Here is a 21,114-nt window from a genome sequence, read left to right on the forward strand (position 1 = left end):
CCGTAAGAAGTAAAAACCCTGAGTGCGGACCTGATACCGCCTGAGGGCGGCAGGCTTCGGACGGTCAAACCGTGACCCAGCGGAAACTGTAGCTCTTTTCGTTCCTAAATAATATCGGGGGGCATTGCCTGAGGCGTCAAGGCGGTTTATGGCCTAAAGGTTAAAGTCAGGAGTTAGTAACTTGGATTCGGCCAATATTGATACTGTGCGCCCCGCACCGGAGGCGGCAAAAACCGCTCCCAAGGCCGACGTCAAGGCGCTGGTCACTCTTTGCGATCCGGACATGGTCGCGGTCAACGCCCTGATCACCGAACGCATGCAATCCGAAGTCGCCGTCATTCCCGCCTTGGCCGCTCATCTGATCGCCGCTGGCGGTAAGCGTTTGCGGCCTTTGTTGTGCGTTGCCGCCGCCCGGCTGTGCGGCACGGACAATACGCACCACTACAATCTGTCCGCCGCCGTCGAATTTATTCACACCGCGACCCTGCTGCACGACGACGTGGTCGATTCCTCGCAACTGCGTCGCGGCAAGGTCGCCGCCCATCTCATCTGGGGCGCGCCGTCTTCGGTTCTCGTCGGTGATTTCCTGTTTGCCCGCGCCTTCGAACTGATGGTTGAGACGGGCAGCCTGCGTGCGCTCGACATCCTGTCAAAGGCGTCGGCCATCATCACCCAGGGTGAAGTCCTGCAACTGATGAAGGCGTTCGATCTGAACCTGACACAAGCCGACTACATCGAAATCATATCGTCCAAGACCGCCGCCCTGTTCTCTGCCGCGTCGGAAAGCGGCGCCGTAGCGGCAGGGGCATCGGAGGACAGGGTCCAGGCCCTGTACAGCTATGGCCTCAATCTCGGCCTGGCTTTCCAGATTCAGGACGACGTGCTTGATTACCAAGGCTCGGCCGCCGATCTGGGCAAGAATGCCGGTGACGATTTCGCCGAGGGCAAATCCACCCTGCCGCTGATCCTGGCAATGCGCGCCAGCCGTGACACCGATGCCGCCTTCTGGGACCGCACCATCGGCAAGCGTGAGCAGGTGCCGGGCGATTTCGAACGCGCACAGGCCTTGATGACATCGTCGGGGGCGCTCGACGAAGCGCGGGCCGTGGCCCGCGCCTATGCCGAGAAGGCACGCGCTGCCCTGTCGATTTTCGACGCCGGTCCGTGGCGCAACGCGCTGGAAAATCTCGCCGTCTATAGTGTCGATCGGCAAACCTAAGGTATTGGCGTCGTTTTGTCAGACTTGCCGCCTCTTCACCCGAGCAAGGCCCGTTTTTACGAGCTTGATATTCTGCGCGGTGTGGCAGCGGTTCTGGTCGTGTTTTATCATTACAAGCATTTTCTGCTTATTAGTGAAGCTGCCGGTTTCGATTACGCTGACCTGCCGTTCCAAGACCTCCTCATGCCGCTGTATCTTTACGGCCAGTTTTTCGTGGAACTGTTCTTTGCCATTTCGGGGTACGTCTTTTTCTGGCTTTACGCGGATGCCATCAAAACCCGACGCACCGGCCCGGTGCGCTTTTTTATTGCCCGCTTCGCCAGGCTTTATCCGCTCTATTTCGTGACGCTTGTGGCTGCGGCCGTGCTTCAGATTGCGTATACGCACGTCTCTGGCGCGAGTTTTATCTATTCCGACAACACATCCTTCAATTTCGTGCTCAGCCTCTTCATGGTGCAGCAGTGGTGGCCTGGAGCGGTACAGACCTTCAACGGTCCTGCCTGGTCGATTTCGGTCGAAGTTTTCCTCTACGCCTTGTTTTTCCTGATTTGCTATCTGAGGCGGACATCGTATTTTGTTCTATTGCTTCTGATTGTTATTGGCCTGACGATTAAGGACATGGACGCCCTGAGCGATTTCGCCCGCGGCATGCCGCATTTTTTCATTGGGGGATTGGTCTTCTATCTCGTGCAATGGCTACGCGCCGATGGACGGGAAAAAATACGCAAAGCGGTCACCATCGGCCTCGGGATAGTCCTGCCGGTGTTGGCTGTAATCAGTTTCGTGCGGGGACGGGTGCCTGGGCAACTGCATGGGAATGACCTTGTTTCCACCGTTTTTAGCGTTGACAGTTTCATCTACATTTTTCTGCCGCTTTTCCTTTTGCAGATCGGCTTGATGCAGGGGCATTGGAAGGTCTCGCTGATGAGTCGTGAGACCCTGCATCGGTGGTCATGGATCGGCGATATCAGCTATGCGGTTTATTTGATCCATTTCCCTCTTCAACTGGCGATGATGCTCATCTTGTCCGCCTGGCCGGCCGCCACACGATTGGCCATTTTCAGTTCGCCCATCACCCTCATCGGCTTTATGGGAACGGCTTGCGGACTGGCATGGCTGAGCCATCGCTATTTTGAAATGCCGATGCAGCGCTTTTTACGCGGCTGGATGGGGGAACGTCTGGATAAGCCAAAAGCGCTGGGCTAAAACGAATCTTCGAACTTAATATCGGGAGCAGATCATGGCGGACACCACAGGCGCCTTTGTTGGCCAGGCCACTCAACCGGAAGTCCTGCTCTATAGCCGCGCCAACCGGCATGGGCTTATTGCCGGCGCGACCGGCACCGGCAAGACCGTAACCTTGCAGATCCTCGCCCAGGCTTTTTCTGACGCTGGCGTGCCAGTGTTTGCCGCCGACATCAAGGGTGACCTGTCGGGCATATCGCAACTCGGCCAGCCCAATGACAAACTGTTGGCGCGCGCCCAGCAGATGAATCTCGAACTGACGCCCGCCGCCGCCCCGGTCATCTTTTGGGACCTCTATGGCCAGAAGGGCCACCCGATCCGCGCCACCATTTCCGAGATGGGGCCCTTGCTGCTGGCCCGGCTCCTGGAACTGAACGATGTGCAGGAAGGCGTGCTCAACATTGCCTTTGCGGTCGCGGACAAGGAAGGCCTGCTGCTGCTCGATCTCAACGACCTGCGCGCCATACTGAGCCACATCTCCGACAACGCCAAGGCCTTGAGCCAGGTCTACGGCCAGGTGTCACCCACGACGGTCGCCACCATCCTGCGGCAATTGCTGACCCTGGAAAATCAAGGGGCGGCGCAGTTCTTCGGTGAACCCGCTCTGCGCCTCGAAGACCTGATGCGCACCCATATTTCCGGAAAAGGCTATGTCAACATCCTGACGTCCGACCGTCTGATGCAGAATCCGAAGCTCTATTCGACCTTCCTGCTGTGGTTGATGTCGGAGCTCTTCGAGGAACTGCCAGAAGTGGGCGATCCGGAAAAACCGCGCCTTGTCTTCTTCTTCGACGAAGCCCACCTTTTGTTCAATGAGGCCTCCAAGGCATTGCTGCAAAAAATCGAGCAGGTCGTGCGCCTGATCCGTTCGAAAGGCGTGGGCATCTATTTCATCACCCAGAATCCGGCCGATATTCCCGATACCGTGCTGGGGCAGTTGGGTAACCGGGTTCAACATGCCCTGCGCGCCTATACCCCGTCGGAGCAGAAGGGCCTGAAGGCGGCGGCCGATTCGTTCCGCGCCAATCCCGCCTTCGATACGCTTGAGGTCCTTCAGGCGCTTGGGACGGGGGAGGCGCTCGTCTCACTGCTCGACGTAAAGGGTATTCCAGCCATTTGCGACAGGACGCTCATTCGCCCGCCGGCGTCGCGCATGGGACCGGCGACCGATCAGGAACGCGCCGACCTCATGGCCAAATCGCCGGTGAGTGGTGTCTATGATACGACTAAGGACCGCGAGTCAGCCTACGAAATCCTGACGGCGCGCATCGCCAAGGCCCAGGCCGAGGCGCCACCACCCCCGCCGTCCGCGGAGGAGAAGGCGGCAGCCAAGGCCGCGCTCCAGGCGGCGAAAGAAGAAGAACGCCAGAAGGCCGCCGAAGAAAAGGCACGCCAGAAGGCGGCGGCGCAGACCATGAAGTCGGTCACGTCGGTCGCCGTGCCGATCATCCGGTCGATGGGTATCGCCCTGGGCCGTGAACTGTTGCGCGGTCTTATGGGCAACAGCAAACGGCGCTGATGTAAAATCAGAGGTCCAGCATGTCCACGGTTTTCCAGACCAGGTGCTGGCCGGAGTCGACGCAGATCATCTGGCCCGTCACGCTGGGCGCGTTGAGCAGATACAGAACGGCGGCGGCGACTTCCTCGGGCGAGGTCGGTTTTTGCAGCAGGGTCGATCGCGCCTCGCGGTCGAAATCCTTCTCGCTCTGGTGAATCGATTTCAGGGTTGGACCGGGGCCGACGGCATTGACGCGAATATGCGGCGCCAAGGCCTGGGCCAGGGTACGTGTGGCGTGCCAAAGGCCGGCCTTCGACATGCTGTAGCTGAAAAAGGGCGGAGACGGTTTCAGGACCCGCTGGTCAATCATATTGATGATCGACGCGCCCGGCCGGATGTCGGGCTGCTCGGCAAAGGCCTGCGCCAACAGAACCGGCGCCAGCAGATTGGTGTCCATGTGGGTTTGCCAACTGTCGATGGTCAGCGTGCGGGCGCGGTCGTCGGCGAAGACCGAGGCATTATTGACAAGTACGTCTACGGGGCCAAGCGCATCGCGGGCCTTGCCGATCAGGCCTGAGACCGTGGCGACATCGGACAGATCGCCCTGGATAGGGTGGGCGCGCACGCCAAGGCCTTCCAGTTCGGCGACAAGCGCCACGGCGTCGTCCTGCGAACGGCCGTAATGAACGCCTATATCGTAACCGGCCTTGGCCAGGGCTATGGCGATGGCGCGGCCAATCCGCTTGGCGGCGCCAGTGACAAGTGCGGTCTTGTTAGTCAATGCGACCGAAGTCGATGACGTTCATCACGCACATGAAGATCAGGAAAGAAGCGAGAATAGCGATGGCAAGCATGGAAGGACTCCGCGACTATATGGCATTTCGGTTACACGCTCGCACGCGCCTAGACAAGAGCCTCATCACGGATATTTAATCCAGACGCCTGAGTTTGGCGTATTGCGCCTGTTACGTATTGGAGCCATGCTTAGCCTATGGAAGATTGGAAACGTGTCGTTGAGCCCTATTCGCGTCCGCTGTTTTTCGCCTATTCCCGGGCGACACGTGGCAAGACGCTGGGCGTGCGTGGATTGGTGGTCAACCCCAAGGGCGAGGTGCTGCTGATCGAGCATACTTATCTGCCTGGCTGGTGGCTGCCCGGCGGCGGGGTCGATGCTGGTGAAACCGCTCATGCGGCGGTGGCGCGCGAATTGCGCGAAGAAGCCGGCGTCAATCCGCTCGAACTCCCCCGCCTGCTGTCGGTGCATAGCAATGAGCAGTTCTTCCCCGGCGACCACGTTCTTCTGTTCCGTGTCGATGTCTTCGAAAACGTGCCGATGACGGCGCACGCCGAGATCAAGAATGTCGGCTTTTTTTCGCCGGACGCCTTGCCGGAAAATATCAATGGCGGCAGCTTGCGGCGCATACAGGAGGCCTTGCAGGGCTTTCCCCCGGATCCGCTCTGGTAGACTGGCCTCTCTGGTAGACTGGCTACTCTGCCGGTGGCGGGCTGGGGCGAACGGTCAGGTCGCGAACGAACCCGACGAGCTTGCCGTAGTTTTCCCGTGTGAAGACTGGTTTGCGGTTTTCCAGCCTCTTGATCAGGTTGCGCGCCCAGATGCGTGACGGCTTTTCATAATAGTAGTGGGTCACTGCGGCAATCCCGATAGACAGGGCGATCGAAATCAAAGCCCAGTTCAGTCGCGAAATATTGCCGGCCAGTCCCCAGGCGGGCAGGGACTTGAGAATAATCTTCTGGATCAGGTCGTGCACCAGGTAGAGGGCGAACGATATGACGCCCAGCCAGTAGGTGATCCGGCTTTGCAGCAGGCGCGCGACCAGGCCTTCGTCATGGCTCAGGCTCATGATGAGTCCGGCAAATGCCGCGATCAGCCATAGGTCGGTCGCCTTGTAGCAGAGCAGGACGAGGGCGATCAGCAGGAACAGACCCGATGCTCGCGCCGGGATCAGGTCTTTGAAGCGGAAAGCGACCAGACCGATGTAAAATGAGGCCAGGCAGCGCAGAAGCGTGCCGGGTGCATAGGAATGCACGACATCCAGTTGCCCGGCATGATGATGGGTATGGGTCATCCAGAACGGCCCAAAGGCGACTGAGGTCAGGACGGCGAAGGCAACCGCTGTGCCCATCAAGGCATAACGGCGCGGCATCCACATGGCCAGCATGATGCTGAACGGAAACAGCAGGTAGGCCGCCCATTCGGTGCTGATCGACCACGATGGCGGCACGATAGAATAGGCCAGGCCCCAGACGTGGGTCATGGTGATGTTGAAGGGCAGGGCGCGCAGGACATCGTCGTCAAACCGGTAGGTGTCGCTGAGCACCGTGGTGATGGCCACGGCGGTAATCAGCGTCATGAGAATGTACAGCGGATATATCCGCGCCAGTCGGACCAGCAGAAACTGCTTGAAATTTTTCAGGGAAAAACCATCGCGGAACCAGTCGGCATAGGTGATCGCCATGACGAAGCCGGACAGGATGAAGAACAGGTCCACCGCCATATAGCCGTGACGGATGAACGGCTTGATCAGCGACGGAAAGGCCACCAAACCGTTGGCGTGGAAAAAGACGACATAGAGCGCAGCCACGCCACGCAGGCCGGTCAGGGCTTTTATCTCGCGGGATTTTCGCGCGGTCGTCGGGATGGCGGCGGGCGTCATGAAAGCTCGATACTGTTCCGGAAGGTGCCCTATATAGGCTATTGTGGGTAGAATACCAATTCACAATCACGGCCGCGTGATTGAACTTTTGTTACACGCCGCTGACAAAACGGCGTGGGAATCGGCGCTAGACTCTCCCATATAGGTCCTGGCCCCACCCGCTATGGCCTGTTTCCTTGTTTTGTCGCGCGCGTTTTTATATCTCACGACCCCGGTCACGGGCGCGATTCATGTTAAGCCTGTTGTGTAATGCCCGAACCCGACGATACCGAAATCATTATCGCGACACCTACCGGCTTTCCGGACAGCCCGGAAGACGCGCCGCTTATCGGCGCGGAGCTGATCCGGCGCGAAGCGGCCCTGGCACCTGACAAGCCGGGTGTATACCGGATGCTGGGCGCCGATGGCGAAGTGCTCTACGTCGGTAAGGCGAAGTCGCTGAAAAAACGCGTTCTTCAATACGCGCAAGGCCGTTTCCATACCCAGCGCATCGCCCGTATGGTCGCCCTGACGCGCGAAATGGTCCTGCTGCGCACCGACACCGAAGGCGAAGCGCTTCTGCTCGAAGCCCGTCTGATCAAGGCGCTCAAGCCGCGGTACAATGTTCTGCTGCGCGACGACAAGATGTTCGCCGAAATCCTCGTGCGTAAGGATCACGAAGCGCCGCAAATTACCAAGCATCGCGGCGCCCATTCGATTCCGGGCGATTATTTCGGCCCGTTCGCCTCTACAAATGCCGTCAACCAGACGCTGGACACCTTGCAGAAGGCGTTTCTGCTGCGCACCTGCACCGACAGTGTCTACGCGGCGCGCACGCGTCCCTGCATGTTGCACCAGATCAAGCGCTGCTCGGCGCCGTGCACGGGCGTGATCAGCCTGCCCGACTATAACGATCTGGCGCGTCAGGCGCATGATTTCCTGCGTGGCAAAAGCCGGGCCGTCATCGAACGCCTGTCGAAAGAGATGATGCAGGCGTCCGACGACATGGATTTCGAACGGGCCGCCCACCTGCGCGATCGGGTGCGGGCCTTGAATCACGTCTCGCTGTCGTCCTCGGTCGATCTGGGCGATGAAGAAGCGGACGTCTTTGCCGTCTTCAACGAAGGGGGGGCGGCCTGCGTGCAGGCCGTCTTTTATCGTGCCGGCCAGAATTGGGGCGACCGCGCCTATTTCCCGCGCATCGACCAAGAAGACGATGCCGGGGGTATTCTCGACGCCTTTCTGGGGCAGTTTTACCAGGATCGCCAGGTGCCGCGCCTGGTTCTGGTATCGCACGACCTGCATGAGCCCGATCTGATGATGGAGGCCTTGTCGCTCAAGGCGGACCGCAAGGTGCAGGTACTGCGGCCAAGACGCGGCGGCAAGTGCGAAGTCGTCCAGAGCGCCCTGAATAATGCCCGCGCCGCGCTTGGACGCAAACTGGCCGAAACCAGCGCGCAATCGAAACTGCTTCAGGGTGTTTGCCAGGCGTTCGGTCTGGACGCACCGCCGACACGGATTGAGGTGTACGATAACTCCCACCTGGGCGGCACCCATGCGGTGGGCGGCATGATTGTCGCCGGACCAGAAGGGTTCCTGAAAAGTCAGTACCGCAAGTTTACCATCCGCGATCTCGATACCGTGCCGGGCGACGATTACGCCATGATGGCCGAAGTGTTTCGCCGCCGCTTCATGCGCCTGGTCAGGGCCAAGGATGATACCGCCGCCGCCGAAGGGTTTGGACGGCCCGATCTGGTGCTGGTCGACGGTGGTCAGGGGCAATTGGATGCGGTCATGACCGTGATGCAGGAACTCGGTATGACCGATATCCGGATTGTCGGCGTCGCCAAGGGGCCGGATCGCGACGCCGGGATGGAACGCTTCTTCATGCCGGGGCGTCTGCCCTTCATGATGGAGCCGAAGTCGCCGGTTTTGTATTACCTGCAACGCCTGCGCGACGAAGCGCACCGCTATGCCATCGGCGCCAATCGCCAGAAGCGCGACGCCGCCATTACCAAGAACCCGCTCGACGAAATCGACGGTATCGGCGCTAAGCGCAAGCGCGCGCTGCTGGCGGCCTTCGGGTCCGGGCGTGAGGTCGGTCGGGCCACGGTCGATGAATTGATGAAGATCGAAGGCGTGAGTGCAGCCCTAGCCCAGAAAATCTACGACTTCTTTCACGCCGGCACTTAAGCTGCGTGACCAAAAGCGACGCCAAACCGTGGCAAACCCGATAAATCGCTTGGTGCCTGATTTTTCTTGGTTAGAATGCCGCGAAACCTTTGCAACCCTGAGAAATGACGCATTCATGACCGGCGAAAAAGTCAATCCGATACCCAACTTGCTGACCGGAGTCCGGCTCGTTTTCGGCGTCGTCATCTTTGTTTTGCTGGCCGGCATGGCCGGTGGCATCCCCTTCATTCAGGCGCAGTCGGACGTTTTGTTCAGTATGCAGCGTTGGGGCGTCTATGTCTTTGTCATAGCCGCCCTGACCGACCTGTTCGACGGCGTTCTGGCGCGCAAGCTCAAGGCCGAAAGCCGATTGGGCGCTATCCTCGATCCGATTGCCGATAAGATCCTTGTCTGCGGCACCATTCTGGGCGTCTTCGCCATCCATTCGGGCGATCCGTTCTTTGCCCTGCCGGCCGCCTTCATCCTGTTCCGGGAATTCGCCGTCAGCGCGCTGCGCGAAGCCGCCGCGGCAAAGGGGGTCAGGGTGCCGGTCAGCTTCCTGGGCAAGATCAAGACGACCGTGCAGCTGGTGGCGCTTGGTTTGTTGCTGTTCGCCGACGCATGGTCGGCCTTCGGGCTGCAACCGGATGGGTCAACCGCCGTTCTGATGACCGCCTATGCGCTTGTTTGGATTGCGGCGATTATTTCACTGTGGACAGGCATAGCCTACTTCATCGCGGCCCAGAAGGACCTGTAAAGGGGCCGCCATAAGGAAGGTACACGGACGCAGCCGATAGGTTTGTGTTCGGAATCGGACAAATTCGTCGATGATTTGGGAGCATATTTCGACGGTGCAACCTATGTTACGCCGATTTAATTAGACCTTTATCGAAAACTTATAGATGTTGCCGCTTGGAAGATTTGTCTCAAAAGTGGTAATATGTCCCTCGCTCTCTCCACCATACTGTATGAGTGGCGCCGATATTTCGGCGCCGTCATCGCCCTTGCCGTCGCGGGACTCCTTGTCCTGGCGATGACCGGCATGTTTATGGGCATGGCTAAATCGTTTACCGCCACGATTGAACGCTCACCGGCTCAGATCCTGATCCTGCCGCCGCAAGCTGATGGTATATTCGGCGATACGGGTCAGGCCCGTCGTCTGATCCCCATGGTGTATCAGCACCCGGACGTTGTTGAAGTTCAGCCGATGGTTATGAACTGGGCGATGTGGTCCAATTTCCCGAAGAATGGTCAGCCGTCGAAAAGCGACGGCGTCAGGGTGGTCGTTGTAGACCCGGTTCGGGGCGCGGTAACCATGCCGAGCGATTTTTCCGACGCCACGATCGATGCCTTGAAGGAGCCTTTTGCGGTTATCCTCGACCGGTCGAGCTTGGGTAAGTTGGGCGTTAAGGTCGGTGACAAGGCCAAGATGAATGGACGCACCGTAACGGTGGCCGGCGTGGTCGATGGCTATCCCAACATGTTCAACACCCAGGTTTTCACCTCGTACCAGACGGCGAAGCTGCTCTATGTCGCCAGTGATGGGCCCCGCGTCGGCCCGCTGCTGGTCAAGTTGCGCGACCCAAGCCGGTCCATAGCTGTCGCTGCCGAACTGAACGCCATGGGTGCCGGCCAGTACAAGGCCTGGACGCGTGAGGAACTGGCCAAGACGTCCCAGGTCGGCATGCTCAAGGAAGGCGGCATTGCGGTCATCCTCGGCTTCATGGCCGTTGTCGGCGTCTTCATCGGCATTGTCATCACCTGGCAAACTCTGCAAGGCGCCATCATGGCCAATATCAAGGAATTCGCCTCCCTGCGGGCACTCGGCGTCTCCATGGGGAGCCTGCGCCTGATCATCATGGAACTCAGCTTCTGGGTCGGGGTGGCGGGGCTTTTCCTTACCGTGGCTCTGGTGGCCGGCGTGGCTGCCCTTGCCAAGATGGGCGGCGTGCCCATGGACTTCCCGTTGTTCATCGACATTCCTGTTGGGATCATGTTGATGATCATCGCCATCCTGTCGGGTCTCTTCTCGCTCGGCGTCCTCAAGAAAAGCCAGCCGGCGGATTTGTTACGATGACTATTGGTACACTTGCGCTGGACGCAAAAGGGCTGTCAAAAAGCTACAAGATCGGCAAGCTGAAGCAGGCCGTGCTGAAAAACGTCGATTTCAACGCCTATCACGGTCAGGTCACTATGGTAATGGGACCGTCGGGTTCGGGTAAATCTACCCTGATCGCGGCCCTGTCAGGCTTGATGAAGCCCGACGAGGGCGAGGTCATGGCCTTGGGCGAAAGCCTGTGGAAGAAGAAGCGGGGCAAGATCGACAAGTTCCGCCTCGATCACTGCGGCTTCATTTTCCAGGGGTTCAACCTGTTCCCGGCCCTAAGCGCGACCGAGCAGGTCGAACAGGTGCTTAAGTACTGCAAGGTGCCGCACGCGGAATCGCGCCGCCGCGCCAAGGCGGTGCTGGAGTCCGTCGGCCTCGGTCACCGGCTCAAGCAATATCCGTCGGAACTGTCCGGGGGCGAAAAACAGCGCGTCGCCATCGCCCGGGCCCTGGCCAAGGAACCGCAACTAATCTTCGCCGATGAACCGACATCGGCCCTCGATTCGGTCAGCGGCCAGGTGGTCATCAAACTCCTTCATCAGGCGGCCAGAGAACGGGGGGCGGCGGTTGTTGTCGTGACCCACGACCCGCGCCTGGAAGCCTATGCCGACCGCGTCATTCACATGGAAGACGGAAAAATTCTGAGCGATACCCTGATCGCCGAACCGACTGTCCACGCCTAATTTAAAGAGCCAGAGAAACCATATGTCTCGTAAATTCGCCACCTCCACCGCCCTCGTTTTCGGCCTGCTGGCCCTGAGCGCCGTTTCCATGACCGCTTGCCAGCAGCCGGGTGCGCCTGGCGGCAAGCCCGGCGACGCGGCCGTGAAGGCGCCGCCGTCGCCCTATGCCGCCATTGCCGCCGGTAAAGTCGATGTCGATGGCGGGGTCGTCGAGGTTGCCGCCCGCCGCGCCGGTATCGTCGAACAGGTCTACGTCCAGGAAGGCGACGTGGTCACCAAGGGCCAGGTTCTGGCGCGTCAGGAAGACGAGGACACGCTTCTGGCTGTCAACAACTCGCGCGCCGCCGTAAACCAGGCTCAGAGCCAACTTGCCCTGATCCAGGTGCAGATCCGTACGGCCGAGCGCGAGTATGAACGCCTGGCCAAACTGGCCCCGACCAATTTCGTCGCGCAGCAGAAGCTGGATCAGGCCCGTGACGCCATCGATACCGCCAAGGCGACCCTGGAAGCCCAGCAGGCCGCCGTAGCCACGGCCCGCGCGCAGTTGGCTCAGGCGGAATATCAGCAGGACCTTACCATCATCCGCGCGCCGATGGACGGAAAGATTATCCGCCGTTACGCAAATCCGGGCGCTGGGGCGTCTACCCTGAACGTTTCGACCATGTTCGACCTGGAACCCGCCATTCCCCACATTATCCGGTCTGAAATCGTCGAAAGTGCCATCCCGGCTGTGTCGGTCGGCCAGGAAGCGGAAATCGTTCCGGAAGCTGATCCGAGCAAGTTGTATGTCGGCAAGGTCATGCGCATCGCCGCCACGTTCGGCGCGCGCAAGCTGAAATCCGACGGCGGCAACGAAGCCTCCGACGAGCGCGTGGTCGAGGTCGTCGTATCGGCCGACAACACGCCGTTCCTGATCGGTCAGCGCGTGCTGGTCAAGTTCATGAAGCCCGGTGAACATGCCGGCGCCAAGCGCGAGGCGCCCAAGCCTGCCACGCCAGCGAAGACGTAGGCTAAAAGCGGCATCGGGACGCGGACGGTAAAAAAATTTACGCTTGAATGGTAGAGAGGCAGGGTGAAACCTGTCTCTTTTGCCGTTTTTCAGCCTGCCGATACTGTCGCTTCCGCGCCGCGCGCCGGCGGCGCCAGCCTCGATGTCCTGCGCTTCCTGGCCGCCGGCTTCATTCTGTTGTTTCACTATGGATCGAACGCGCCGATCAATCTGGGCACCCTGATGCCGGTATTCAGCGAGGGCTGGCTGGCCACCGATTTCTTCCTTCTGCTGTCCGGCTATATCCTGTGCCGCGCCTATGGGCAGCGTCTGGTGACGTCGCACATGCGGCGCACGCATTTCTTCCTGCGCCGCTTCGCGCGCCTGTGGCCGTCGCATATCCTGGTCCTACTGGTCTTCGGCCTGTTCATATGGGCGTCGTCGGCGGTGGGATTGGCGCCCAATCACCCGGATAAATACGGCCTTTGGGATTTTATCGCCCAGGCCTTTCTGGTGCATGGCTGGGGCATCACGCATAACGCGGCGTGGAACGTGCCGACCTGGACCATTTCGGCCCTGCTGGTCTGCTACGCGCTATTCAGCCTGTACGCACCGCTGCTCTACGGACGGTCCCGGCTGGTCCTGGCGATAGTGGCCTGCGCGGTCTTGTTGGCGGCCCAGGGTCTGGCGTCCGGCCTGGCGCATCACGCCTTTGTCGATTTACCCTTTGCCTGGGGGCTTCTGCGCGCCATCCCCTTGTTCTTATTGGGCAATCTGATTGAACGCCTGACGGCCGGCATGAAGATTTCCAAAGTGGGGTACTGGCTGGGCATCTTTTCGGCGGTAGCCGGTATTGCGGTCCTGTGTGCGCTGCCGCGCGGCGCCATCTGCGACAGCCTGGTGCTGGTGCTTTTGGCCTTAGTCCTTACGGTGTCGGGCGGTGTGGCGTTTCACGAGACGACCGCCACCCACCGAATGGGGCGCGCGTCGTTTGCGCTGTTTCTGACCCATTCGCTGGTCGGCGCGGTGTGGTTCGGCCTCAGTCCCCGGCTGATTGAACATTTCGGTCTGTCCCAGCCGGAGCAATGGCTGCTATGGGGCGCAGGCGTGGTCGTGGCAATAATCACAGCCTTCCTGTTCGACGCCTGGGTCGACAGGCCATTGAGCCAGCGCGTCTCAAAGCTGTCCTTCATCAAGGGCGGTATTTAGAGCCTTCTAAACCGCATCCAGACCGATGTCGAAGTTAGGTGCGGAATGGGTGAGGGCGCCGACCGAAATGACATCGACTCCCGTTTCGGCGATGGCGCGAACCGTGTCCAGATTGACGCCGCCTGAGGCCTCCAGAATCGTCTTGCCGCCCAAGGACGGATCATGCGCCAGCGCAACGGCTTCGGCATACATATCCAAGCTGAAGTTATCGAGCAGCAGCACGTCCGGCCCGTAGGGCAGGGCCTGCTTGAGCTGGGCAATGCTGTCCACTTCGATTTCAATCTTCATGGTGTGGCCGACATCGGCCTTGGCGCGTTCCATGGCCGGGCCAACGCCGCCACAGATGGCTATGTGGTTGTCCTTGATCAGGATGGCGTCGTCCAGCCCATAGCGGTGATTGTAGCCGCCGCCGCACTTGACGGCGTGCTTCTGGAGGCCGCGCAGCATGGGCAAGGTCTTGCGCGTGCAGGCGATGCGGGTCTTCAACCCCTCGACCGTCTGGACATATTGCGACGTCAGGGTCGCGACGCCGGACAGATGACACAACAGGTTGAGCGCGACACGCTCTCCCGCCAATATGGCGCGCGCCTTGCCTTCGACTCGGGCGATGACGTCGCCGGGATTGACGGCGCTGCTGTCCGGCAACAGGATTTCAAAACGGATTTGCGGGTCCATCAGGCTCATGGCCAGGCGCGCGCAGTCGATGCCGGCCGATATACCGGCCTTGCGCGCCTTGAATTCGGCCTTGAAGCGCGCATTCGGCGGGATGACTGCCTGGGCGGTCACATCGCCCGCCAGCCCCAGGTCTTCACGCAGGGCGTCGCGGATGATCGGTTCGATCAGGAGGTCAGGCAGGCCTGTGATGAACATTCGGTTGGTTCCCCAGCTCTGTTTTGGACTTCCGCCCATGTTATATAGGTGCGCCTGCCCTCGACATCGGTCTGAGGGTAGTCGCTGCGATAATGAGAACCGCGACTCTCGCGGCGATGCAAGGCACAAGTGGCGATCAGGCGCGCATTGACCAGGGCCAGCGCACCGGGATAGCGCAGATCGAGCCTATCGACGAGGCCGAGCAGGGCGGTCAGCCCCGCTTCGTCACGGACCACGCCAGCCTGATGGCTCATCTCGTTGCGCAGGGCCTGCAAGTCGGCGGGCGCCAGTACAGGAGGCAGAAGCGGGCGGATCGCCGTTTCGGTATCCGGCGCGAAGGCGGCGGGGTGCAGGTCGGTCGTGGCGGCTATGCCGATGCGTTCTCCGAAGGCGGCGGCTTCGAGCAGGCTGTTCGACGCCAGGCGATTGGCGCCATGCACGCCCGTGGAGGCGCATTCCCCGACCGCGAACAGGTTCTTCAAGGAGGTGCGGCCGTCTATGTCGGTGCGGATGCCGCCCATGTGGTAGTGGGCCGCAGGGGCGACCGGCATGGGCTGGACGCGGGGATCAAGACCTTGCGCCATGCAGGAGGCGAAGACGGTCGGAAATTCAGCCGGAAAATGCTCGCCGATGGCTTCGCGCGCATCCAGGAAGGCGCCGCCATTCAGGTCGGCCTTGTGAACGGCCCGCGCCACGATATCGCGCGGCGCCAATTCGCCATCGGGGTGGTCGTCGAAGACAAAGCGGTGGCCGGTCTTGTCGATCAGGGTGGCCCCCTCGCCGCGCAGGGCCTCGGTGGCCAGCGGCGCGGGGTCGAGCCCGAATTTCAGCGCGGTCGGGTGGAATTGGACGAATTCAGGATCGGCGATCACCGCACCGGCCAGGGCGGCCATCGCCATGCCTTCGCCGCGCAGATTGGCCGGATTTGTGGTCACGGCGAACAGGCCGCCGGAGCCACCGCTGGCCATGATAACGACCGGCGCGTAGACTTCGACACGGCGGCCGCCATAGTCAACGACCGCGCCGATGACCGTCTCGTCGTCGGACCTGATCAGGCCCAGGGCAAAGGCCGGCTCCCAGATTTCGATATGCGGCGCGGCAAGGGCGGTATTGACTACGGCTTCCAAAATGGCCTTGCCGGCCAGGTCGCCGCCGACCCGGGCGACGCGGGCCAGACCGTGAGCGGCTTCGCGGTTGAGTACAAAAGAGCCGTCCGCCTTGTGATCGAAGGGCGCGCCCATGGCGTTCAGTTTGTGCACCGTGCCAGGGCCCATTTCGGTCAGAGTCTTGGCGGCCAGTTCGTCGACAATACCGGCCCCGGCATTGATGGTGTCGGTTTCATGGTCCTTGGGCGTATCTTCCGGCGACAGGGCCGCGGCGATGCCGCCTTGCGCCCATGCCGACGAACAGGCGACGCCCAATGCGACGGGCGCCAGCACGAGGGTGGCATGCGGTGCGGTGTTCAACGCCACGCTCAGCCCGGCCAGACCGGCGCCGATGACCAGGGGGCCATGATGAATATGGATTTCAGTGGCCATGTCGGCCTCCTTTGCCTCTCGCCCTTGGACGCGGTTAGCTGATCATTTCGACATCGACGTGGTGACGCGCCTTGACCATGTCGTAGCGGGCCGGAACCGCCAGCGGCGGCATGTCGATCATGCGCTGTACGGCCAAGGCGGCGCGCGGGATCAGGTCCGGATCGACCGTGACTTCGTACTGATGAAAGCGCAGGCTGTCGTAGATGCCTTGCAAAGTAATGCGCTTCATGTGCGGGCATAGGTTGCACGGACGCAGGAATTCGACGCCCGGCGCATCGCTGGTCACATTGTCGGCCATCGAACATTCGGTGATCAGCACGACCTGCTTGGGCCGGTTCTTGGTCACGTAGTCGCTCATGGCGGTGGTCGAGCCGGTGAAATCGGACGCGGCGATCACGTCCGGCGGACATTCCGGGTGCGCCAGCACGGTCACGCCCGGATGGGCGGCGCGAACCTCGGCGATGTCGTCCGCGTTGAAGCGTTCGTGCACTTCGCAGGCGCCGGCCCAGGCGATGATCTTGATATCGGTCTGGCGGGCGACGTTGCGCGCCAGGAACTGGTCGGGGATGAGAATGACGCTGTCGACGCCCCATTCGCGGGCGATGTGTTCGACCACCTGAACGGCATTGGCCGAGGTGCAGCAGATGTCAGTTTCGGCCTTCACATCGGCGGTGGTGTTGACATAGGTGACGACGGGCAGGCCGGGATAACGCTGCTTGATCAGGCGCACCTGCTCGCCGGTCAGCGACGAGGCCAAGGAACAGCCGGCACGCAGATCGGGTATGAGGACAGTCTTTTGCGGCGCAAGGATCTTGGAGGTTTCGGCCATGAAGTGCACGCCGCCCTGGACAATGATATCGGCATCCGATTTGGCGGCTTCGCGCGCCAGCCCCAGGCTGTCGCCGACATAGTCCCCGACACCGTGGAAAATGTCGGGTGTCATGTAGTTGTGAGCCAGGATGACGGCGTTCATCTCTTTTTTCAGGCGATTGATCTGCGCGATCAATGGGGCCTGAATTTGCCACTCCAGCGGCGATATCTTGTCCTTGAGACGGGCATATATGCTAGCCGTCTCGGCTTCGATCGCAGGTGTGAATTCCATGGGTGCAGCCGTATCGGCCATCGTCTCTCTCCACATTCCCGTCAGGGGACCCTTATGCTCACTTTCAGCATAAGGTGGGCATAAGATAATCCTGTCGCGGATGAATGCAATATGGTTGATGGTAACAAACGATCACGATTTATGACGGCGCATGTGCATGAACCGGCCGGCCCGGTGAGGCGCTCCAATTGGGACATGGTGGCGGCATAAGGGAAAACGGCGGAAATATTCGACTGGACCTATTTCCCTCATTGTATCTTTATGGCGGTATTCTCATATGTGACCTATCGCGTTTGACACCTATCTGAGGAGACTATTATGAGCGAATCCGGCGTAGACACCAGCAAGAAGGTGGCCCACGAACTGTCCAAGGTTCTGGCCGACAGCTTCACCGTTTATCAAAAGACACACGGCTACCATTGGAATGTCCGTGGCCCGAATTTCCGGGGCCTGCACCTGCTGCTTGAAGAGCAGTACAACGAAATCTGGACGTCGATCGATGAAATCGCCGAACGCATCCGGGCCCTCGATCAATTTGCCCCGATGGGCAATGGCGCGCTTGGCAACCTGACCTCAATCAAGGATGGCGATCCGACCCTGTCCGCGCCCGATATGCTCAAGGATCTGGTCGACGGACATGAAACCGCCATCGCGACCCTGAAGGCCGCCGCCAAGGTGGCGGATGAGGCTGGCGACCTTTCGACGGCGGATCTGTGCACCGTGCGCATCACCGCCCACGAAAAGCACCGTTGGATGCTGAAGGCAAGCCTCTCGGCTTAAGGGTCACAAGATCACAGTTTCGTGATAATGTGATTGGACAATGTTCAAAAGCCATGATGTCATGCCCGAAACGGGGATGATCTCATGGCTTTTTTACGTATACCGGCATCTCGCTGGCGACAGGTCGCAACGGTGCTGGCTGGTCTCCTGGCTCTGTATGTCTTCCTGGCGATCATAACGGCGCGCCCGGCCGATCCCGCGCTTTACCCCGCGCGGTCCCAAAGCATTCCTATCTATGTCATCAACAATGGCTTCCATACGGACATCGCTGTTCCCATGGACGTGGTGATGAAACGCGGAGGCGTGCTGGCGCAAGCCGGCCGGACGGCGGGGCCTGGCAACTGGCTGGTCTATGGCTGGGGCGATGCCGGCTTTTACACGGCCAAAGGCGTATCCTTTACCCGTGCCGTTGACGGTCTGCGCGCCTTGTTCATGCCGGGCAATCCCTCGGTTATCCGAGTTTTCAGCCTGAACGCGTCTCCGGATAAGGCGTTCGCCGATCCGATAGCCGCTTCGACCCGAATATCGCCGGAAGGGTTCGAGGCCATGGCACGTCATATCGAAGCGTCCTTTGTTGTGAAAACCGGCGCGCCGGTACGTGTCGATGTGCCGACGGCGGAATCCTTTTTCGCCAGCCGCGAACATTTTTCGATTGTCCGTGTCTGTAACAACTGGACTTCCGATCAATTGGCCGCGGCCGGATTGCCGACAGCGCCGATGCTGGACGGTAGCGCGCTTCTGTTCGGGCTTGATCTGCGCTGGCGGGCAGGTTTGCACCGAGCCAGCTGATTTCTTATGGAAATGACGGTTGCGCGCGCTTGAAGCCGACGGTGTTTTGCCGCAAAAGACCGCATGGTTTTCATTACGCCCCGCATTTCCGTGCCCGATGAGGAACTGCACGAAAGTTTCGTGCGGGCGTCGGGGGCTGGCGGGCAGAATATCAACAAGGTCTCGACGGCGGTCGAACTGCGCTTTTCCATCTTTGAAAACCAGACCATTCCCTATGACGTAAAGATGCGCCTGATCCGGCTGGCTGGGCGTCGCGTCACGCAGGAAGGCGTGCTGATCCTGTTCGTTCAGACGCATCGCACCCAGGACATGAACCGTAAGGCGGCCGCAGACCGTTTCGTCGAGCTGGTCCAGAAAGCCGCCCTTCCGCCACCTCCGCCGCGTATCGCCACCAAACCGACGCGCGGCGCGGTCAAACGGCGGCTGGTCGGAAAGGCCATTCGCGCCACCGTCAAATCCAATCGAAAAAGGCCGGATGATCCTGATGAGCTATAATATCCGATCGTCAACCGTCGCCGACGAAGCCGGTATCCACGACGTCTATCGCGCCGCCGCAGCGCAGGGCGGAGGGCTGTTGCGTCGGGAAGATGAAATCACCCACGACTATGTGTGGAACAACCTCAAGCACAGCCTTGAGACGGGCATCACCCTGGTCGCGGAAGCGGACGGCGGTCGCATCCTTGGGGAAATCCATGGCTGGCCGTCGCCAACCCGGCAACTGGGGCACTGCCTGACCAACCTGACCCTTGCGGTCGATCCGTCGGCACAGGGTCGTGGCGTGGGCCAGGCCCTGTTCACACGCCTGATCGAGGTGGCGAACCTGGACCCGCGTTTGCGCATCATCGAACTCTATTGTCGTGAGGACAATAAACGCGCCATCGACCTGTATCAGAAGATGGGGTTTGTTTTCGAAGGACGCCTGAAGGGGCGGGTGTGGCAGGGCGAGGGCAAGCCCTATCTCGATGATCTGCTAATGGCGCTTTATCTGTCGACGGACGTTTGACGTAATAACGGACGCTTGAGCAGTCGTTTTCGCAGAACCACCCAGCCGATACTGTAGACCAGGATCAAAGCCGCCAGGACCAGGAAGCGGATATCGCTGTGGTATATCTGATCGAACAGCCGCGCACACACACCGACCAGGCTGGAGAACAGGCAAAGCAGCCAGACGCGGACGGCCAGACGCCAGTGCGATCCGTCGCGCCGCTGCAACCAGATCTGATACAGATGTTCCTTGTGCGGCTTGAAGACGTCCAGCTTCTTTCGTGTGCGCGTAATCAGGGTGAGGACGACGTCAACCAGCAGCGGCGCCAGGAGGAAGCCGCCGAACCATACCGAACCCACGCCATAGGCCTTGCAGACCAGAGTGGCGCCGCCGATCAGTGCGCCGGCGAACATGGAGCCGGCATCACCCTGGAACGCCCGGGCTTTTTGCGGATGACCCGGTGGCAGGTTGAACGGCGCGAACCCGAGATGGGCGCCGGCGACGCAGACGCACACCAGCAGGACGCCCCCCAGATAGGCGCCCATGTCGCTGAATGGCGCCATAGTCAGGATCAGCCCGGCGAACATGAGCAGTGAAATCGTCTGGGTGCCGATCGCCAGTCCATTCGATCCATCCATGAAATTAATGGCGTTGATGGCAAGGATCAGCCACGCCGCGCTGCCGAGCAGGCTGAGCGGCCACCAGAGGGTCACGGAAAGGCCGGGGCCGAAATCCAGGGAGGTTACGCGGTAAAACCATGCGAAGGCCAGGCACAGCAGCACCTGAAAACCGAGCCGCAACCGCGCGGGCAGGTCGATGACGTCGTCAACCGCGCCCGATATGCCCATGAGGCAGGCAAAGCCGAACAGGATCAGGCCGTCATGCCAACTGCCCGGAATGTCGCGGCCGAAAAAAGTAATGATGAGGCCGATGACCAGGGCCGATGCCGCCATGATGGCCAGGCCGCCGGAGGTCGGTGTGGGCTTGGTGTGGGCGCCGCGGTCGCGGGGAATATCGATTGGCCCGCCCTTCAGCACCAGCAAGCTGAGCAAGGCGGCGATAACTGCGGACAGGACAAGTCCACCGACCAGAAGGGCGGGCGGAATCAACCAGGTTATGTGCCAGGGCGTCACCATAAGGCTGTGACTGCTCTCTTTTTTTGCCGAGAGCAAGAGTCTTGCGACAAAGCGAAATCCCCCCAAACGCTTATCAACAAAAAATAGAAACTCTTACTGACGCAAACACAGGATGGACGGAACCCTTGTCCCCCGACAG

The 21,114-nt window shown here is 60.4% G+C and carries 20 protein-coding genes; 14 read left to right on the forward strand and 6 right to left on the reverse strand.

Annotated elements, in window-relative coordinates; translation table 11 throughout:
* Window positions 1-181 precede the first annotated feature (181 nt).
* From AEAC466_RS35320 to AEAC466_RS35330, 3 genes are read left to right on the forward strand one after another with little or no spacing between them, the layout of a single operon-like run.
* Window positions 182-1,219 carry a polyprenyl synthetase family protein gene (locus tag AEAC466_RS35320; RefSeq protein WP_023458592.1) on the forward strand — a complete coding sequence of 346 codons (1,038 nt, stop codon included), beginning with the start codon at window positions 182-184 and terminating at the stop codon, window positions 1,217-1,219.
* A gap of 15 nt (window positions 1,220-1,234) precedes the next feature.
* Window positions 1,235-2,425 (forward strand): acyltransferase family protein, encoded by a 1,191-nt coding sequence (locus AEAC466_RS35325; protein WP_052025132.1) that lies wholly within the window; start codon window positions 1,235-1,237, stop codon window positions 2,423-2,425.
* Window positions 2,426-2,459: 34 nt separating this feature from the next.
* Entirely contained in the window at window positions 2,460-3,983 is a 1,524-nt protein-coding gene (locus AEAC466_RS35330) for a helicase HerA-like domain-containing protein (RefSeq protein WP_023458594.1), read from the forward strand.
* Between the two features lie 7 nt (window positions 3,984-3,990).
* Here AEAC466_RS35330 and AEAC466_RS35335 read toward each other — a convergent pair whose 3' ends face one another.
* A complete protein-coding gene (locus AEAC466_RS35335; RefSeq protein WP_023458595.1) occupies window positions 3,991-4,743 on the reverse strand; it encodes an SDR family oxidoreductase in 753 nt (250 codons plus the stop codon).
* A gap of 210 nt (window positions 4,744-4,953) precedes the next feature.
* On the opposite strand from AEAC466_RS35335, the gene AEAC466_RS35340 reads away from it, so the two are divergent.
* Entirely contained in the window at window positions 4,954-5,427 is a 474-nt protein-coding gene (locus tag AEAC466_RS35340) for an NUDIX domain-containing protein (RefSeq protein ID WP_023458597.1), read from the forward strand.
* A 22-nt stretch (window positions 5,428-5,449) separates the two neighbouring features.
* On the opposite strand, the gene AEAC466_RS35345 is transcribed toward AEAC466_RS35340, so the two are convergent.
* The gene (locus AEAC466_RS35345; protein WP_023458598.1) at window positions 5,450-6,637 is read right to left on the reverse strand and encodes an acyltransferase family protein; all 1,188 of its coding nucleotides are present in this window, start codon (window positions 6,635-6,637) and stop codon (window positions 5,450-5,452) included.
* Between the two features lie 249 nt (window positions 6,638-6,886).
* On the opposite strand from AEAC466_RS35345, the gene uvrC reads away from it, so the two are divergent.
* The 6 genes from uvrC to AEAC466_RS35375 all read left to right on the forward strand — a co-directional run bounded on the left by uvrC (window position 6,887) and on the right by AEAC466_RS35375 (window position 13,775).
* Window positions 6,887-8,809 carry an excinuclease ABC subunit UvrC gene (gene uvrC / locus AEAC466_RS35350; protein WP_023458599.1) on the forward strand — a complete coding sequence of 641 codons (1,923 nt, stop codon included), beginning with the start codon at window positions 6,887-6,889 and terminating at the stop codon, window positions 8,807-8,809.
* Between the two features lie 115 nt (window positions 8,810-8,924).
* A complete protein-coding gene (gene pgsA / locus AEAC466_RS35355) occupies window positions 8,925-9,545 on the forward strand; it encodes a CDP-diacylglycerol--glycerol-3-phosphate 3-phosphatidyltransferase (RefSeq protein ID WP_023458600.1) in 621 nt (206 codons plus the stop codon).
* A 183-nt stretch (window positions 9,546-9,728) separates the two neighbouring features.
* Complete coding sequence (locus tag AEAC466_RS35360) at window positions 9,729-10,865, forward strand: ABC transporter permease (RefSeq protein WP_023458601.1); 1,137 nt, start codon at window positions 9,729-9,731, stop codon at window positions 10,863-10,865.
* Window positions 10,862-11,578 (forward strand): ABC transporter ATP-binding protein, encoded by a 717-nt coding sequence (locus AEAC466_RS35365; protein WP_023458602.1) that lies wholly within the window; start codon window positions 10,862-10,864, stop codon window positions 11,576-11,578. The genes AEAC466_RS35360 and AEAC466_RS35365 overlap by 4 nt, the downstream gene beginning before the upstream one ends.
* A gap of 22 nt (window positions 11,579-11,600) precedes the next feature.
* Complete coding sequence (locus tag AEAC466_RS35370) at window positions 11,601-12,587, forward strand: HlyD family secretion protein (protein WP_023458603.1); 987 nt, start codon at window positions 11,601-11,603, stop codon at window positions 12,585-12,587.
* A 63-nt stretch (window positions 12,588-12,650) separates the two neighbouring features.
* A complete protein-coding gene (locus tag AEAC466_RS35375) occupies window positions 12,651-13,775 on the forward strand; it encodes an acyltransferase family protein (protein ID WP_023458604.1) in 1,125 nt (374 codons plus the stop codon).
* Between the two features lie 6 nt (window positions 13,776-13,781).
* Here the strand turns inward: AEAC466_RS35375 and nadC are convergent, their stop codons facing one another.
* Genes nadC through nadA form a run of 3 tightly spaced genes read right to left on the reverse strand, consistent with a single transcriptional unit; the run spans window position 13,782 to window position 17,321 of the window.
* A complete protein-coding gene (nadC, locus tag AEAC466_RS35380; RefSeq protein WP_023458605.1) occupies window positions 13,782-14,645 on the reverse strand; it encodes a carboxylating nicotinate-nucleotide diphosphorylase in 864 nt (287 codons plus the stop codon).
* On the reverse strand, window positions 14,615-16,183 hold the full coding sequence (locus AEAC466_RS35385; RefSeq protein ID WP_023458606.1) for an L-aspartate oxidase: 1,569 nt from the start codon (window positions 16,181-16,183) through the stop codon (window positions 14,615-14,617). The genes nadC and AEAC466_RS35385 overlap by 31 nt, the downstream gene beginning before the upstream one ends.
* Before the next feature lie 34 nt (window positions 16,184-16,217).
* Window positions 16,218-17,321, reverse strand: a complete 1,104-nt coding sequence (gene nadA, locus AEAC466_RS35390) for a quinolinate synthase NadA (protein ID WP_369794517.1) — start codon at window positions 17,319-17,321, stop codon at window positions 16,218-16,220.
* 282 nt (window positions 17,322-17,603) lie between these two features.
* Between nadA and AEAC466_RS35395 the strand changes: the two genes are divergently transcribed.
* From AEAC466_RS35395 to AEAC466_RS35410, 4 genes are all read left to right on the forward strand, one after another.
* A complete protein-coding gene (locus AEAC466_RS35395; RefSeq protein WP_023458608.1) occupies window positions 17,604-18,065 on the forward strand; it encodes a Dps family protein in 462 nt (153 codons plus the stop codon).
* An 84-nt stretch (window positions 18,066-18,149) separates the two neighbouring features.
* A complete protein-coding gene (locus AEAC466_RS35400) occupies window positions 18,150-18,854 on the forward strand; it encodes a DUF2459 domain-containing protein (RefSeq protein ID WP_023458609.1) in 705 nt (234 codons plus the stop codon).
* Window positions 18,855-18,917: 63 nt separating this feature from the next.
* On the forward strand, window positions 18,918-19,349 hold the full coding sequence (arfB, locus tag AEAC466_RS35405; RefSeq protein ID WP_023458610.1) for an alternative ribosome rescue aminoacyl-tRNA hydrolase ArfB: 432 nt from the start codon (window positions 18,918-18,920) through the stop codon (window positions 19,347-19,349).
* A complete protein-coding gene (locus tag AEAC466_RS35410; protein WP_031238938.1) occupies window positions 19,339-19,857 on the forward strand; it encodes a GNAT family N-acetyltransferase in 519 nt (172 codons plus the stop codon). The genes arfB and AEAC466_RS35410 overlap by 11 nt, the downstream gene beginning before the upstream one ends.
* Here the strand turns inward: AEAC466_RS35410 and AEAC466_RS35415 are convergent.
* A complete protein-coding gene (locus AEAC466_RS35415; protein ID WP_023458612.1) occupies window positions 19,836-20,975 on the reverse strand; it encodes a glycosyltransferase family 4 protein in 1,140 nt (379 codons plus the stop codon). The two genes, AEAC466_RS35410 and AEAC466_RS35415, sit on opposite strands and share 22 nt — an antisense overlap.
* Window positions 20,976-21,114 lie beyond the last annotated feature (139 nt).

Source organism: Asticcacaulis sp. AC466 (assembly GCF_000495815.1).
In the GTDB taxonomy this organism is placed as follows: Bacteria; Pseudomonadota; Alphaproteobacteria; order Caulobacterales; family Caulobacteraceae; genus Asticcacaulis.